Source organism: Xenorhabdus anantnagensis, from assembly GCF_028598555.1.
Classification (GTDB): Bacteria; Pseudomonadota; Gammaproteobacteria; order Enterobacterales; family Enterobacteriaceae; genus Xenorhabdus; species Xenorhabdus anantnagensis.
Genome location: NZ_JAQRFN010000041.1, coordinates 1 through 19005 on the forward strand (window position 1 = coordinate 1; position 19005 = coordinate 19005).

At 50.4% G+C, this 19005-nt stretch carries 3 protein-coding genes; all 3 read right to left on the bottom strand.

Annotation, left to right across the window (positions count from 1 at the left end; translation table 11 throughout):
• Positions 1–5806 (bottom strand): non-ribosomal peptide synthetase (locus PSI14_RS18575; protein ID WP_273577483.1); only part of this gene is annotated, 5806 nt, incomplete at its 3' end.
• A gap of 20 nt (positions 5807–5826) precedes the next feature.
• The gene (locus PSI14_RS18580; RefSeq protein ID WP_273577484.1) at positions 5827–18831 is read right to left on the bottom strand and encodes a non-ribosomal peptide synthetase; all 13005 of its coding nucleotides are present in this window, start codon (positions 18829–18831) and stop codon (positions 5827–5829) included.
• Between the two features lie 10 nt (positions 18832–18841).
• On the bottom strand, positions 18842–18991 hold the full coding sequence (locus PSI14_RS20335; RefSeq protein WP_370688889.1) for a hypothetical protein: 150 nt from the start codon (positions 18989–18991) through the stop codon (positions 18842–18844).
• Positions 18992–19005: the final 14 nt, after the last annotated feature.

Genomic DNA, 19005 nt, shown 5'->3' on the forward strand with positions numbered 1-19005 from the left:
GTTCCGCGGTCAGTTCCGCACGGCCGTGATACCCCTCACTGACCCCCTCGCCTGCAATATAAAGTTCGCCCACCGCCCCTTCCGGCACCCACTGCTGCTGCTCATCCAGGACATACAACCGCGTATTGGCTATCGCGCGGCCAATAGGCTGGTAGCCCTCGTCCACCGCCTCACGCATCACATGGTAGGTCGCATCTATCGTGGTCTCTGTTGGGCCATAAAGATTGACAACCGCCTCACTCACCTGCGGCAGTAAGCGGTTGACCAGACTGCCCGACAGCGGCTCACCGCCGCTGAACAGGTAGCGCAGGGAACTGACCCCCGCCTGAGACAGGTCAGGGAGGTTAGTGAGCATCGAAGGCACCACTTGCAGGACGGTGATTTGCTCGGCTGCCAGTAATGCAGGCAGGGCTGACAGGTCTCGTTGCACCTCGCCCGGCAGGACATACAGGGAGGCCCCCAACGTCAGTGGTGTCCAGAGCTCCCAGACGGAGGCATCAAAACTGATGGACGTGCGCTGGAGAAAACGGTCATCGGCCGTCAGAGCAAACGCCTCATGCTGCCAGCGCGTGTGATTGAGTAAACCACGATGAAGCACCCTGACCCCTTTCGGTTTCCCGGTTGAGCCAGAGGTGTAAATCATATAGGCAAGGTTATTGGCACCCACCGGCGCAACCGGATTGCTCCTGGCCGCATCGTGCCAGGCCGGTTCGTCGGCATCTAACCGTAAACGTCTCACCTCAGGTAGGGTCTCTGCCTGGCTTAACGCCTGGTGACCATAGCGGTCTTCAATCAGAAGAAGGGGGGCGGCATCCGCCAGAATATAGCCCAGGCGCTCTACCGGATAATCGGCATCCAGCGGAACATAAGCCCCGCCGGCTTTGAATATCGCCAGCAGCGCGACAACCATCGGCAGGCCCCGCGCCACACAAATCGCCACCCGGCTGTTGGCCTCCACGCCGAGGGTTTGCAGGTGGTGTGCTAGCTGGTTGGCTTGCTCATTCAGGTCGCGATAATTTAGGGTGCCCTGCGGGGAGTGCAGGGCAATGGCATCTGGCGTACTGGCGGCCCGTGACTCGAACTGCGCCACGATGGAAGGCGTAGTAGGATCTATAGCGATGGCATCCGTTTTGAAGGATTGTCGCCACGCCTGAGCTTGCTGCTCCGTATACAGGCTAATACGGTTAACAATGGCATCACGCTCTGCAACCATCCCTGTTAATAGCTGCGTATAGTATTGCGACCAACGCGCGAGCGTTGCTGGGTCGAACAAAGCCGTTGCATAGTTGAAACTCCCACGGATCTGTCCTCTGTCCTCGAAAAGGTTCAGTTCAAGGTCAACCTTAATCCGGTTGCTACTACTTTGATAATGCTGAACATTCACTCCAGGTAACGTCAGTTGTTGCCCTGCACCTTGCTGCCAGTTGAAGATAACCTGGAAAATTGGTGTGTAGGCAATATTACGCTCAGGGTTCACGACCTCTACCAACTTATCGAACGGCAATTCCTGATGTTCCTGAGCCTCCAGTAGCAATTGATGATTACGCCTCAGCAACTCATGCACTGAAAGAGGTTCTGTAATATCAAAACGTAACACTAGCGTGTTGATAAAAAGACCGATGATGCATTCTAATTCTGCCTGATTACGACCGGCCGTAGGCGTCCCGATCAAAATGTCGCCATGTCCGGACAAGCGCGACAGCAAAACGGCCCACGCACTGATCAGGAAAGTAAAAGCCGTTACACCGTGGCGTTTACTGCACTGCATGACCTGTTGGCTAAGTTCTTTATCTAACGCAAAGTGATAGACATTACCGCTAAAATCCTGCTGCTTAGGGCGAGGACGATCGGTGGGTAATAATAGCAGTTCAGGTATGCCAGCAAGTTTCCGCTGCCAATAGCTAAGTTGTGTATTGAGCTTATCTCCGACCAGAGATGCACGCTGCCAATGAGCAAAATCAGAGTATTGAATTTCTAATGGTGGAAGTTGCTGCACATCATTTTGTATTTGCGCTTGATACGCCTCACTCAACTCACGGGCGATAATATCCAACGACCAACCATCAGAAATCGTGTGATGTTGATTTAAGGCAAACAACCAACGCTCATCCGACAATCGGATCAACAAAGCACGGATCAATGGCCCATTGGAGAGAGAGAAGGGTTGCGAGAGTTCGGTCTGTAAATAGTCGCTTGCCAGCGCATCGGGATCCGCTTCTTGCCGCAGATCATATTGTTGCAACGGCATACCTTGCTCCGCAGGTAACAACCGAATAAGAAGTTGCCCTTCCTCTTCACGGAAGTACGTGCGTAGACTCTCATGGCGAGCAAAAAGCAAATTTAGACTGGCCGCCAATGCCTTACTGTTTAAAGCGCCCGTTAAGGTCATGACCACCGGCATGTTATAGGCCAAATTGCCCTGCTCGGTTTGTGACAAAAACCAGAGTCGCTGTTGAGCAAGCGAAGGCAGTAGTTTTCCCTGACGGGAAACAGGCAATAATGCGAGTTCATCAGAGGCGTTTATAGAAGAAGAAAGGCACTGGGCAGCCTGATCAGCCAGTGTGCTATGGAGCAAGAGCGTCGTCAGTGCCAGCTTTAGTCCCAGTTTTTCTTGTATTTGCGTCCGTAAACGAACCATCAGCAGTGAATGACCGCCCAACGCAAAAAAATCATCGTGCCGCCCAATTTCGTCAACAGCCAGCAGTTGCTGCCAAATCTGCGCCAATTCTTGCTCTATACCGTCACGTGGCGGTTTCTGCTCCGCACGCAGGTAGGCTGTCTCATTGGGTACAGGCAACGCCTTACGTTCAAGCTTGCCATTATTGCTCAGTGGGAAGGCAGGAAGTACGACAAATGCCGATGGCAGCATATATTCTGGCAAGCTAAGTGCCAGTGCCTCACGGAGATGGGCAATATTCAACTCTGCCTCCGCTTCTTCTGTTACCAGATAAGCCGCCAGGCGAATATCACCAGGAATATCTTCACGAGCGATCACTACAGCCTCTTTGATCTCAGGCAAGCGGTTCAAGCTGGCTTCAATTTCGCCCAGCTCAATGCGTAAACCGCGTAGCTTCACCTGATTGTCATTACGGCCGAGGTAATGCAAGGTGCCATCTGATTGAAAACGCCCAAAATCCCCCGTCCGGTAAAGCCGTGCTTCTGGGTTTTCGCTGAAAGGATCGGGAATAAAACGCTGCTGATTCAACTCTGCTCGGTTGAGATAACCGCGCGCCACCCCCACACCACCGATATAGATCTCCCCAGCGGTTCCGAGCGGTACGGGTTGCAAATGAGGATCTAATAGATAAATTTGCGTATTCGCGATAGGTTTCCCTATCGGGACTTGGCTTTCCTGCCAGGCTGGCGGAGCAGTCCAGAAAGTGACATCAATGGCGGCCTCAGTAGGCCCATACAGATTGTGAATTTGAGTATGAGGTAACAAGGTTTGGCACTTTTTGAGTAAGGCAGCCGGTAAGGCTTCTCCACTACAAACGATCTGCTTCAAACTGGTGCAATGACTGACCTGAGGGTGCTCTAACAATAAGCTCAGCATGGAAGGCACAAAATGCAATGTCGTCAGCTGCTGTGCCGTGATTTGCGCCACCAGATAGTCAGGATCTTTATGCCCCTCTGGCTCTGCAATCGATAGACAGGCACCCGTTAATAACGGCCAGAAGAATTCCCACACGGAAACATCAAAACTAAACGGTGTTTTCTGCAAGACAATATCGTCAGATGAGAGCTGCAATGCCTGCTGCATCCAGTGAATGCGGTTCACCAGAGCTCCATGCTGATTTAACACGCCTTTAGGTTTGCCGGTCGATCCCGATGTATAGATGATATAAGCCAGGTTTGACGGCGTTAATCCATTAATTTGGGGGCGACAATCGTCTTCATCTTGCCAGACAGCAGGAGTCTCTAAATCGACCAGCATCACCCCATTCGTAGCGAGTGAACGTAACACCTCACTTCCCGCTCTATCCATCAACACTACAGAGGGCGCAGCATCCTCAAGCATCCAACCCAGGCGTTCCTGCGGGTAGTCAGGATCAAAGGGAACATAAGCCCCCCCAGCTTTATTAATCGCGAGGATCGCGACCACCATCATCAGGCTACGATCGGCACAAAGCGCAACCGGGGTATCAGGTTTAACCCCGTGCCGGATAAGATAATGTGCCAGTTGATTGGATTGTCTCTCTAGCTCTTGATAGCTCAGGCTGAGGTCATGATAACGGAGCGCAATGGCCTCGGGCGTCTTACTAACCTGCTGCTCAAAAAGCTGATGGATACAGACATTTTCAGGGTAAGGCTGTCTGGTATCATTGAAATCGTAAAGCTGTTGCCGGGTTTCCTCGGCCGTCAATAGCGCGCAGGTCGAAAGTGGTTGCTTCGGCGCTGTCAATGCAGTTTCCAGCAAGCGCAGAAAATACCCCATATAACGCTCGATGGTGGCACGTTCAAATAGTGCCGTTGAATATCTCACACCTCCGGTGATACCTGTCTCGCTCTCGCTGAGCTGTAGCTCTAGATCAAATTTACTGTAGGCATTGTCGAGCGGATAGTGCTGTAACCTGACATCAGGCCACTGTAGTTGCTGCTCATTATTTTTCGCCTGCCAGCTAAACATCACCTGAAACAGCGGTGTATGGCGAGTACTGCGCTCAGGATTAATCAGCTCTACGACTTTCTCAAAAGGTAACTGCTGATGTTGTTGCGCTTCTAAAGACACTCTGCGAGTGCGTTTTAGCAATGTCTCTAAGTCAGGATCGTCGGAGAAATCAAAACGCAAGGCCAATGTGTTAACAAAAAAGCCAATCAAGCGCTCTAATTCAGGGTAAGGACGGTTCGCGCTGGGAATACCGATAACCAGATCATCTTGACCAGAAAGCCGTGATAATAGCGCAGTCCAAACCGCCAATAATAATGTGAAAACGGTCGTTTCCTGTTGTAAAGCAAACTGTTTCAAGTGTTGTTGTAGCGCCGGCGGCATTTGCAGTGTGAAGAAGTCTCCGTGCTGCGTGAGGATCGCTTGCCGTGGATGATCGGTCGGTAAGGATAAAAGCGCAGGTGCACCAGTCAGCTGCTTGTTCCAATAATCAATATGCTCCTGCTGTGCTTGCTCATTGAGCTCTTGCTGCTGCCAAATAGCATAGTCTGGGTATTGCAAAGGCAACTTCGGCAATGCACTAGCGCTTCCCAGCAGATAGCTTTGGTATAAATCAGTCAACTCTTCGGTCATTACTCCCATTGACCAGCCATCTGAAATGATATGATGCTGTATCAACAAGAATAACCACTCCTGCTCTGCTAGGCGGATCAAGGTCACGCGCAGTAATGGTCCTTTGCTCAGATCGAATGACGTATTTAGTTCGTCATCGATTTTGTCTTGGCACTGTTGCTGAATATTAGGCAAGCCGCGTAAATCATATTGCTGTAGCGGCAGTCCTGTATCAGAAGGCAGCAGTTGTAACCGCGGTTCACCTTGTTCGTCCGGGAAAATACTTCTCAGGCTTTCATGGCGCGCAAACAGTTCATTGAGACTCTTTTGCAATGCCTCAGCATCTAATGCGCCTTCAATACGTAAGGCACTGCGAATATGGTAAGAAGTATTGTCCTCACTCAACTGTTCAAGAAACCATAAGCGTTGCTGTGAGAATGACAACTGCAATGGTTCATCAACCTGCCGAGGTGTCGGTAAAGGCACCTCTTTACTCACCGGAACGGAAGGGCGGTCAACGCTGGCAGCCTGCAAACGTGTAATCTCTTCAGAACTTAGGTTATCTAGAATTGATTTAAGTAGATCCATAATCTATGTCCTTAAAAAACTTAATTGGCGTTGTTCGTGGCCATTTTTTTGGCGACAGCTTCGAGTAAAAGCTGTTCCGAAAAACCGGCTAACGTGCTGTTATCAAATAAGGTGCTCAAGCTGATCGTGAGGCCAAATGTTTTCTTGAGGCGGCCAAGTAGGCGGATAGCGAGCAGCGAATGCCCTCCTAAGGAGAAGAAACTGTCGTGACGGCCGACTTGTTTCACCGACAGCAGCTCTATCCAGAGCGCGGCTATCGCCTCCTCCATTCCGGAGTGCGGAGCTTCATAGGCGGTACTAATAAAATCAGCCGAGGCAGGCACCGGTAAGTCACGCCGATTTATCTTGCCGTTGAGTGTGATAGTGAAGCCAGGCACATTGATGTAGGCAGCAGGCAGCATATAATCAGGCAGATGTTCAACCAGTGCTTCGCGTACTTCTCTAGGTTGGTAGTCATGCCCGTCAGCACAGGTGTAATACGCTACGAGTTGCGCTTCACGATCATCTTTGGTCAGAGGCAGCACCACGGCTTGCTGTATAGAGGCAATTTTCATGAGTTGCGCTTCTATTTCGCCCAGTTCAACGCGGAAGCCGCGGATTTTCAGCATATGATCTTTACGACCGAGGAATAGCAATTCTCCCTCGTCATTCCAACGGCCATAATCGCCAGTCCGATAGATACGTCCTCCAGAGCGGAAAGGGTCAGGAATAAAGCGCTCTGCCGTTGCCTCAGGTAAGTTCAGATAGCCGAGTGAAACACCGTCACCGCCAATACAGATTTCACCCACCGCCCCCAACGGCACCGGCTGTTGGTTGGTATCAAGGAGATAAATTTGCGTATTATTAATCGGTTTACCTATAGGCAGAGGTCTCTCTGTTATGCGCTCGGTTGGCACGCGATAAAAGGTAGCGAAGGTGGTGCATTCCGTCGGGCCATAGCCATTAAGGATGTACTTCGGTGCTCCTCCTTTTATCACCTGTTGAATGGCGCTCGGATCAACAACATCCCCTCCCACCATCAGCGCTTTCAGCGAGTGATAATGATCAGCCATCAATGAGACCATCGAGGTGAACAGACCGGATGTTTGCCACAAAATAGTGATGTGATGCTGTGCTATCGCCTGCGCCAGTTTCTGCGGATCTAACTTAGTTTCGTTATCGATCACCACCATCGCGGCGCCATTAATCAGTGCACCCCAAAGTTCAAATAAGACCGTATCGAATGCCGGATTCACCTCATAGGCCAGACGATCATCCGATTCAATGTCGATATAAGTGCAGTGGGTTATCAGATTGTTTATCGCCCGATGAGGGATTAGAACGCCTTTTGGCTCTCCCGTTGAACCTGAGGTATATAGCACGTACAACGGGGCTTCCGCATCCGTGCTAACAGGTAAGTTATTGATAGAAAACTCCGCTAACGAGAGTTGATCAAGTAACGCATACGGTAATGTGCCAAATCCTTCGCCCAGATATGGTTCCTGCGTAAGGAGCAAGCGAACCTGACTATCCTGTAGCATATAACGTTGCCGTGCGGGTAATGCTTGTGGGTCAAGCGGTACAATACACGCCCCGACCTTACTGATAGCCAACTGTGCTACTACCTGAATGATCGAGCGTTCGCACAACACAGCGATAGCATCACCGGTTCCCCAACCATTCACCCGTAGATAGTGCGCCAGACGGTTAGCCTGTTCATTTAGGTCTTTATAGCTAAGCTGCTGTTCCCCTTCAATGATGGCAATCGCATTCGGGGAAAGCGTCACTTGCTGTTCAAAATGCTGTTGCACACCAAGGTGTCGCGGATAGTCAACATCGGTTTGGTTATAATCATAAAGACACTGTTGCCACTCTTGTGCTGGTAGCACATTGAGATTAGCAATCGCCCGTTGCGAATTAGACTCTAATGCATCAGCAATGCTGCTCAGCGCCTCTTGAATCATTAAACAGATACGCTGTGGCGCAATAGGTTCAATCACCTGCACACTCAAGCCTAATTCGTCACCATAATCTTCAACAGACAGGGTGAGTGGATAGTTGGATCGTTCCTCTCCCTTCACCCATTTAACCATCTCCAATGGGCCTGTGCGGGTTTCCGTTTTTTCATGCTGATTATGGCGATAGTTAAGCAATGAACTAAAAAGCGGGATATTGCCCGGTAGGCCACTGCACTGCTGAGCCAAAGCAAGGGAAGCATGTTCGTGCTGTAAAAGCTGCGCGAGACTTTGTTGGGTTTTAAGTAACGCGGTTAACGTATTATCATCATGGATATCAACACGTATAGGTAGCGTATTGATGAACATTCCCAAGCCGTCTGTCGCCGCCGCGTTAATGCTCATTTTCCCAAGCAGAACCGTGCCGAATACCACCGTTTGCTGACCACTGGTTGCCGCAATAACCCTAGCCCAAGCCAAATGGAATAGACTGGCAAGACTTGCTCCGGCCTGTCGAGATAAGTGACGTAAACGCGCATTTAACTCCGCCGAAAGCCGTAAATGAAACTCCTGTATTTGGCCACCATCGAGATAGACATTATCTAGACCAAAAGGCAACGTGGGTTCGCTAATATCCGCCAACTGTTCACGGAAAAAAGCTTCATGCGCGTGCTTATTTTCCTGCTGATAGGTCTGTGCGATCAGATCTCGGAATGCACCGGCTGGCGTAAGACGAGCCTCTTGCCCCTGCATAATGAAATCAACTTCTTGCGCTACTCGCATCATTGTGCCGTGATCACAGATCAAATGGTGTACACGTTGCAGCAAGAGCCAGCGCTGGTTAACGCTATCCTCACAGCACACAAATTGCATTAATGGGGCGGATTCCAGTGACATTCGATCGCGACGAGGGTCGGCAAGCTCGAACAGCTGTTCGGCAATATCACCATCTTGAGCTGATAGGCTAACCTCTCGAATATCCAGCGTAATTTCCCTCCAAACAACTTGTGCTGGTTGACTCAACCCCTGCCAGACGATAGCCGTACGCAGAATGTCATGGCGTTTAACCACTTTTTTAAAGGCGGACAAGTAGCTTTGTAGCTCATGCAGGCTGGCAAATCCGAGCACACTGCGCTGCAGATAGGGGTCACCCTCTTTAGCCAGAAGATGGTGGAATAAAATGCCGTCTTGGAGGGGGGATAAGGCATAGATATCCTGAATATTGCTTACCCCACCCTCAACACGCGCCACAATGGTGTCAATATCTTCGGCCGTGAGATCAATGAGTGGTAGCATATCCGGCGTAATGTGCTGGCTTTGCACAGTAATTGGGTTAGCAGGCACAGACAACGTCTCGCTTCGGCATAGCGTTTTCGCTAATTTTTCCAAAGTCGGCGTCGTAAACAGCGTTTGTATCGCCAATTGCCATCCTTGTTTGCGCAGATTCTCGATCATTTGAACGGCTAATAATGAATGCCCCCCTAACCGGAAGAAATCATCTTTGCGACCAATCGCCTCAATGTTAAATAACGATTGCCAAATAGCGGCGAGAATATGTTCTTCTCGTGTTTGCAAGGCTTCAAAATCATCCGTGACCAGTGCACTAGCATCGGGTTCTGGTAATGCTCGGTAGTCTAATTTACCGTTAACCGTCTGTTTAAATTCAGGCAGATAAACAAAAGCAGCCGGTACCATATAAGCAGGTAAAACCGTTTGTAGCGTTTGAAAAATCTCTCGACGCAGCGCAGGAAGATCATCAACGGTATGCAGACTGGTAAAATAAGCCACCAGTCTTTGATCTGCCGCGGTTTCTCCTCGCACCAGCACCACGGCCTCACGTATCTGAGGTAACTCAACGATCCTTGCTTCAATTTCGCCAGGTTCAATACGGAAACCACGCAACTTGATCTGTGAGTCATTACGCCCCAGGTATTCAAGCTTGCCATCCGCCAGGAACCGCCCCAGATCGCCGGTACGGTACATCACAGCGTTTTCATCATCACTAAAAGGATCGGCGATAAAGCGCTCACTGGTGAGCTGCGGCTGATTTAGATAGCCGTTAGCGACACCGGCCCCCGCCAAATAGAGTTCACCTTCACTTCCTTGTGGCACACAGCGACGATATTTATCCAGAATATAAACACGGGCATTGCGAATAGGCACCCCGATATGGGCCTGCCTGTTTTCTCTGGTAATGGGCCCTATGGTGGCATCAACGGTGGCTTCAGTCGGACCATACATATTTATGCACTCAAGATGTGAGCAGCTATAGAGCTGTTGCCACAACTTAGGTGAGATAGCTTCACCGCCGATCAGTAAGCGCAAGGTTCGAGGCAACGGCTGCTCCAGTAGCCCTGCGTCGATCAACAACGACAACTGTGATGGTGTGGTATCGAGTCCATCAATCTTCTGCTCACGCAGGAACTTGAGGAGGGCCTTACCCGATGTTCGAGTCGTCTGCTGAATAAGCACCAAGGTGTGTCCACTCAGCAGTTGTGTGAGGCCTTTAAGCGACATGTCGAAAGAAAACGAAGCATTAAGCGCAATCCGTGACCCGGCAGGGAGGGGCTGATATATCCCTCCACGTAACGCTTGCCAGAAGTTGGCCGCACTGCGATGCTTAACCATGACGCCTTTTGGCCGGCCTGTGGAACCGGAGGTATAAAGAATATAAGCCAAGCTAAGCGAGGAGAACGGTTTCCCACTCAAGCTAAGTGCTGTCGTTGGGTTTGCCAGCCACTCACGGTCAGAAGCCAGTAATACCTGAGCATTAGCCGGGAAATGACCAATGGCTTGTAGGCCTTCGCTATCCCCAAGCACCAGCTTAGGTTGTGCGTCGTCAATAATGCCCTGTAGTCGCTCACTGGCATAGACAGGATCCAGTGGCACATAAGCCGCCCCTGCCTTAAGCACCGCTAATATGGCAACCGGCATCCAACTATTTCGTCCAACGCAAATCGCCACTGCATCACCCGCAGTGACACCAAGGCTGACCAAATGGTGAGCCAGCTGGTTGGCACGTTCGTTAAGTTGGCGATAACTCAGGGTTTGATCTTCTGCGACAACAGCTAACGTCTCTGGCGTTAATTTAGCTTGTGCCTCAAATAGCTGATGTAATCCACGTTCATCTATTGGCTCGATCGGGCCTGTTCCCTGTCGTAACAGGGCCTGTTGCTCACTCACTGACAGCAGGTTCAGCTGTGAAACGGGGTGCTGCGCATCCGTATGCATCTGTTCCAGCAATAACAACAAGTAGCCACGATAACGCTCTATGGTTTCCGTCGTGAACAGGTCAGCATTAAAATCAAGCGAGCCTTCAATTTGGGCACCATGATCCTGGAGTTGTAGCGTTAAGTCATATTTAGTCGTCGGCAGCGTTAGCGTTATATTTTGAACTTCAACACCTGCAAATGCAGGCGTCGCTGTTCCCTGTGCATGCCAATTAAATGCAACCTGGAATAACGGCGTATGGTTCATGCTGCGCGTGGGGTTCACCACTTCAACCACCCGTTCAAAAGGCAGTTCCTGGTGCATCTGTGCATTGAGCAGAATCCTGCGAGTCTCGTCTAACCATTGACTCACATTGAACTCATCAGAAAGGGAGAAACGTAATGCAAGGCTATTAATCAGAGGGCCGACTAACGCTTCAGTTTGCGGATGCGTTCGGTTAGCGCTGTGGATGCCCACGATCAGATCCTGCTCATTGGATAAACGCGATAGCAGCAATGCCCAAGTACCCAACAGAGTCATAAAAAGCGTGCCCCCCTGGCGTTGACTCAAGGCGCGCAAGGCTTTCGTTAACTCAGGAGGCAATGTCACAGGTACGCTACCCGCCCGCCCACTGAGCCGCTCGGGCCGAGGAAGAGATTCTGCTAATGCCATCACCGGCGGTAAATCAGCCAATTGCTCCAACCAATATTTTTCAAGTTTTTGGCTGGTTTCTTCCTCCTCTAATTGGCTGTGTTGCCATGCGGCATAATCACCATATTGCACCGTTAGCGCGGCCAGTTCCGGCGTCCTATGATTCAGTTCGGCGTTATAGAAAGCCTCTAATTCTTGCAACAAGATTTGCGTCGACCAAGCATCACTAATGCTGTGATATAACACCAACAACAACTGCCAATGCTGTTCTGCCACACAGACCAGATGTGCACGCCAAAGCGGCCCTTGTGTGAGATCGAAAGGTTGTCTAAGCACCTGTTGCGTTAAATTCGCAACGGCCTGCTCCACATCCTCTGACCGACGTAAATCGGTTTGGACTAGCGTAATACCTGCGTCGACAGACAGTAACGAAGTCACAGGCTGCCCATCTTGCAGTACAAAAGCGGTACGCAAGACACTGTGGCGGGCAAAGAGTCGATTCAGACTCTGCTGCAAGGCTTCAACATTGAGATCGCCACGTAAACGTAATACGCCAGGAATATTCAACGCTGGATTGTCCGGTTCCAGCTGCTGGATAAACCACATCCGCTGTTGAGAATAAGATAATGGCGCAACATGGTTTGTCGGTAGCAACGGTATTGGCGTATAGCTGGAGGCCTGCGTCGGGGTGCTATCGATTAACCTAGCCATATCAGCCAGCAACGGATTTTGGAAAAAATCATTCAGAGCGGGGGCCGGATAACCTTGCTCAACAATCCTGTTGAGTAAACGCACCAGCAACAGAGAATGGCCGCCTAAGGCAAAGAAATCATCCTGGCGCCCGACCTCAGAGAGATTCAGTAAAGAGCACCAGATGCCCGCTAACGCGACTTCTGATGGATTTTGCGGCGCCTCGTAACGTGATGAAAGTAAAGCATCTTGCGGTTTTGGCAGTGCTGCGCGGTTCAGTTTGCCATTAGGCAAACGTGGCCACTCGGGAACGGTCACAAATAACGAAGGAATCATGTGGCGCGGTAAACGCTGGTGCAACTCGGATCGTAACTCCCCTCCCTCCAGGGTTTGGTTTGCTATCGGCCTTATATAAGCAACAAGCTGCGATTGCCCTGCCGTATCTTCATACAGAGTCACGACGGCCTCATGTACGCCTGGCAAATCAGCTAAATGATGTTCAATTTCTCCCGGTTCAATACGATACCCACGTACTTTTACCTGCTGATCAACACGACCAATGAACTGTAAATTGCCATCTGCCTGCCGACGAGCCAAGTCGCCGGAACGATACATCCGTTCTCCGCTGGCCCGATCGGCAAATTTGTCAATAAAGAAGCGCTCGGCTGTCAGTGCGCTGTGTTGATGGTAACCCTGAGTCACACCACGCCCGGCAATATAGATTTCGCCAACAGCACCTTCAGGAACAAGCTGCTGTTGGCTATCTAACAGATAGATCCGGGTATTGGCGATCGGACAACCGATCGCCACGGTATTATTGTCGGCAACAGGCTGCCTCAGCAGGTTAAAGGTGGCATCAATGGTTGTCTCTGTTGGGCCATAGAGGTTAACAACCGCCTCTTTGACCAACGGTAACAGACGATTGACTAGTGCCCCTGAAAGCGGCTCGCCACCACAGAATATATAGCGCAGCGCACCATCACTTAACGCTTCAAGGTTTTCCAGACCACTGAGCAGCGAAGGGACGACCTGAAGTACACTGATGCGCTCATGTACGATCAGGTCAACCAACGCAGGCAGATCACGCATTATCTCACCGGGGACAATGTACAGAGGTGCCCCCAGTGCCAGCGGTGTCCAAAGTTCCCAAACCGAGGCATCAAAACTAATCGACGTTCGCTGTATGAAATAGTCATCGGCACTCAAAGCAAAAGCCTGGTGTTGCCACAAGGTATGATTGAGCAAGTTGTCGTGGCTCACACAGACACCTTTAGGCTTCCCGGTAGAGCCGGAGGTATAGATCAGGTAAGCCAGATTTTGCGCTGCCAACGACACGACAGGATTGTGCCCCTCAGTCAGCGCCCCAGATTGCCATACCTCATCCAGATTGATACGCCCCACCTGAGGAGCCTGCGCGCCTAGTGCGTTATCTCCCTGCCTGTCGGCGATTAACAACAACGGCTCAGCGTCATTCAGGATATAGGCCAGGCGCTCACTCGGATAATCAGCATCCAATGGCAAGTAAGCCGAACCAGATTTAAGAATCGCTAACAGCCCGATGACCATAGGTATGCCACGAGCAGTACACAACGCTACGATCTTCCCTGGCCCCGCTCCCTGAGCGATAAGATGGTGCGCAAGCTGATTAGCACGCTGATTAAGTTGCTGATAACTCAAACTCTCTGGGCCAGATTTCAGGGCTATCGCCTGTGGCGCACGTTTTTCCTGAGCTTCAAACAACTCGACAATATTGCCATGCTCCCCCAACGCCAGGGATGCCGCCTCGCTGTTCTGCAACAACTGCTGTTGTCGCTCAAGAGGTAATACAGGCAATGTATGCAAGGCTTGTTCAGGATGGTGTTCCAGGGCATCGGCAACCGCGTGCAATACGTGGCTCATATAAAGGCAAAGATCTTGCGCCACAATCGGTTTACGTGCTTGTACCGTCAGCGCCAGGCTCTCACCGGTATCCTCAACCGCCACCACGATCGGATAGTTGGTTCGTTCTTTCTCATCCAGTGGCTGGATGCCCGCCAAGAGGCCGCTATCCTGTAGGTTGTCCACACCCGAAGTGTTATGGCGATAGTTTAACAACGTATTGAATAATGGTGTCGGAGCAGCAACCCCACTGCATTGCTGGGCCAATACCAAAGGCGTGTTTTCATACTGAAGCAGGGTCAGCAGAGACTGATGGGTGTCTCTGGTCGCTTGTTCAATACCGCGCTGATCGATGTCCACGCGCAGCGGCAAAGTATTAATGAATAGCCCTAATGCGCTGCCATTTTGCGGCTGAATAGCCATACGCCCAAATAGCACGGTGCCGAACACGGTTTTCTCAACACTGCTGGTTGCCGCCAGCACTCTGCCCCAGGCCAGATGGCATAAGCTGGCGAGGCTCACCCCCATCCGACGAGCCTGTGTTCGCAAACGCTGGTTCAATTCTGCAGGCAGCGGATAATAGCTGTCTTCTACGTCACTGCCTGAACCCATAATATCGTTCTGACCATAAGCCAGAGAAGGTTCATCAATATCCGCTAACTGCTGCTGAAAATAGCGGCGCTGCTGTTCACTGCGATCGGTTAACGTCAAGCGCTCAATCAGTTGGCGATAAGGAATGGCGGGTTTCAACTCTTGGGCACGCCCTGCCATGATTAATGCAACTTCATGCAGGATTTGTTCAAGTGTGTAGTGATCGCCGATCAGGTGATGGATCAGCTGTAGCAGTATCCAGCGATTATTCGGTTCGTCTTGCGCAATGACCAGCTTTAATAAGGGCGGCTGATCCAAGGCCATGCGCATTTTACGGGGATTAAAACGTTGACGCAGTTGTTCACTGATCGGCCCATCCTGGGCATCTAACTGTATTTCTTGTATCTGAAGTTCCGCTTTACGCCACACGACTTGCGCTGCCGGTGTCACTTGGCTGGCAATGGCCGTTCGTAAAATATCATGTCGGTTCACCACCTGTTGCAGGGCCTGGGTAAAACGATTCAGCAACGATTTATCAGTAAACGCCAGCTGATTCACCTGCAGATAAGGATCACCATCGCCCTCTAGCAGATGGTGGAACACCATGCCGTCCTGCAATGGTGATAAAGCATAAATATCCTGAATATTGGCGACTCCGCCATCCACCGATTGGCAAATTTGATCAATAGCCTGCTGATTGAGTTCAATCAACGGCAACATATCAGGGCTAATCACCGTGGCATCAGGGGCAATACCGACGACAGACTCTTTTACAGGTTCCTCTACACTCTGCGTTTCAATGACATCGCCACCCAAAGTCGCGGCAAATTCACACAGACTCTGGGAATTAAACAGATGATTAATATCCGCCAGAATATCCTGCTGCCGAAGCTCCTCAATAACTTGTATTGCCAACAGTGAGTGGCCGCCCAACGCGAAGAAGTTATCGTGACGGCTAATATCGTCAATGCCTAACAATGATGACCAGATCTCAGCGATCTGTATTTCCAATTTCCCTATAGGCGCCTCTTCACCTTCATGGATGTAAGCACTGCTTTGTGGCTCAGGGAGTGCATTGCGATCCAGTTTGCCATTGCTGGTCAAAGGGAATGCCGTTAAGGTGACAAAGGCCGCAGGAACCATGTATTCAGGCAATTTCGCGGTCAATATTTGACGCAAGGTGGCAATATCTGGTGTTGAACCTGCGTTTTCGGATACCACATAGGCCACAATTCGCTGATCGCCAGGGCTATCTTCTCGCATTAAAACCCGTGCCGCTTTTATCTCAGGCAGGGCCTCAAGATGAGCTTCTATTTCACCTAACTCGATCCGGAAACCACGCAGCTTCACCTGATGATCATTTCGTCCGAGATAGAGCAAAGTGCCATCAAGCTGGTAACGCGCCACATCACCGGTACGGTACAACCGTGCGTTTTGAGCATCGCTGAATGGAGACTGGATAAAACGTTCAGCCGTCAGCTCTGGCCGATTCAAGTAACCACGAGCCACGCCTCGTCCGCCGATGTAGAGTTCACCCGCCGCACCCAATGGAACTGGCGCCAGATAACGGTCAAGAATATACAGTTGTGTATTGGCTATCGGTTTGCCAATAGGGACTTGATCGTCAGCAAAATTCGTTGGGCAGCGCCAAGCAGTGACATCAATCGCCGCCTCGGTTGGGCCATATAAATTATGAATTTCCGCAGCAGGCAATAATTGCTGGCACAATTTGACATAGGCAGCAGATAACGCTTCACCACTGCAAATGATGCGCTTGATACTTTGGCATTCAGCTATCTGAGGATGGGTTAAAAGCAGGCCTAACATCGAAGGCACAAAGTGCAACGTACTTATCTGTGCACTTTTGATGAGCTCCACCAGATACCCGGTATCTTTATGGCCTCCAGGACGGGCAACCTGCAAACAGGCCCCGGTGATCAATGGCCAGAAAAACTCCCATACCGAGACATCAAAACTGAACGGCGTTTTTTGTAATACAACATCCTGTTCATTGAGTCCATAGGCTTGCTGCATCCAATAAATACGATTAACCAGCGCCCCATGTTGATTTAAGACCCCTTTAGGACGCCCGGTAGAACCCGATGTATAGATGAGATAAGCAAGATTATCGGGTGAAAGCCCATCGACGACAGGATTATCGACATGCTGCGCATCCAGTGGCAGGTTTGATAAATTGAGTACGCTCAACCCTGTTGGTAGTATGTCAGACAAAATATGAGAACCTATCTGATCGGCTAACAATAAGGTGGGGCGCGCATCATCCAGCATTAACGCGAGCCGTTCTACCGGATAGTCAGGATCAAGAGGAAGATACGCGCCCCCCGCTTTGGCTATTGCCAGAATCGCGACCACTAATGCAATCCCGCGTTCAGCACAAAGCGCAACCACCATCTCAGGGCCGACGCCTTTTTCGATCAAGCTCTGCGCTAACTGGTTCGCCTGTTGATTAAGCTGGCGGTAACTTAGCGTTTGCTCATCAAAGCGAACGGCTGGTAAATCAGGCGTCGACAGCACCTGACGTTCAAACAGTTGATGGATGCAGCTCTCTTGTGGATAAGGCTGCTCGGTGTCATTGAAAGCGTGCAACAATTGCTGCTGCTCGGTATCGGCAAGTAATGGCAAGCGCGCCACAGCCAGATCCGGAGCGTTAACCATCGCCTCCAGTAAGCGGCAATAATAGCCGCTATAACGTTCAATGGTTTCGCGATCAAATAAGGCATTGGCAAACCCCAGTTGAGCACTGATACCTTCAGCGGTTTCCTGCAATTGGAGTTCTAAATCAAATTTGATTTGTTGCACTGGCAGCTGGCAAGAAATGTTGCTAACAGACAACTGTTCAGAGGATAAATCCTCTGCAGCCAGGCTTTGCCAGTTAATCAGCGTTTGAAACACCGGTGTATAGCTCAGGCTGCGCACGGGGTTCAGTGCATCAATCACTTGTTCAAAAGGCAGTGCCTGATGCTTTTGCGCGTCAAGTAATCGACTTTTGACATGTGTTAACAATTGCTCAGCTGTGATGTCTTCATCAAGTTCAACGCGTAGCGCCAACGTATTAGCAAAATAGCCTACGCTGTGTTGTAACGCGTCATCTTGACGGTTGGCAGAAGGCAGCCCGATAACCAAATCTCGCTGATCGGCCAGGCGTGACAGCAACCCTCCCCAACCTGCCAGTAGGCTCATAAATAACGTCGCCTGCCGCTGCTGACTAAAGGCTTTCAACCGCCCGACGAGATCGCTGCTTAGCGAGAAATTGACATAATCCCCTTCATGGCTCTGCTGCTGAGGACGCGGACGATCATAGGGGAGAGTTAATAAAGCGGGGACACCAGTTAAAGTCTCTCGCCAATAATCCCGGTGTATTTTCCATTCGGAAGTCCGTCTCTGTTGCCGCTGCCAGGCGACGTAGTCGTTATATTGCAGCGCTGGCGCGGGAGTCAGGTGACTCTCTTTACCCAAGAAATAACGATAATCGTGAAACAATTCGCTGAGCTGCTGACCAATCGACCAACCATCCGTGATCATATGATGTTGAACTAAGACCAACAACCACTCATGTTCATCAATTTGCAGTAAATCCGCACGTATAAGCGATTGCTGGCCCAATTCAAAGGGGCATTCGATAAGCGTTCTGATCAAGGTTTGGCATGTCTCTTCACCCTGATCGCGTAAATCGTGCTGCGTTAAGCTAATTCCATGCTCTTCCGGCAACAAAGCCAACTGTACTTGCCCTTGTGGGGAAACAAACGTACTGCGTAAACTTTGGTGGCGTGCAAAAAGCTGATTAAGGCTGCGCTGCAAGGCTGTAATTTGCAGCTCTCCCTGTAACTGTAACGCCGTCGAAATATGATAGGCACTGCTGTTTGGATTCAAGCGTGATAAAAACCACAGACTTTTTTGTGCGTCGCTGACCAGTAGCTCACCAGATGACAGAGGTTCGAGTTTGGGGAGTGAAGAAGACCGTTGGCTCAAGCCACGAGCTTTAGCCTCTGCGCGTAACTTTTCTTGCTCATCTTTATTCAATGTTCGGATAAAACGGTTACGCTTTTCCATAAAAAACCTCTTAAATATTTTCGGAAAATTCACGGTACTCATCATCGTCAGCCACGATGAGTAATAAAATATGGTTAGCCATTGAGGCCAGGTCGGCATAATCAAACAGGTGGGCAAGCTCGATAGAGACAGCAAAGGTCTGCTGGATGTGATTACGCAATTTCAGCGCTAACA

Coding starts and splice junctions, on each gene's coding strand:
- PSI14_RS18580 (WP_273577484.1), bottom strand. CDS start 18,831: ATGGAAAAGCGTAACCGTTTTATCCGAACATTGAATAAAGATGAGCAA.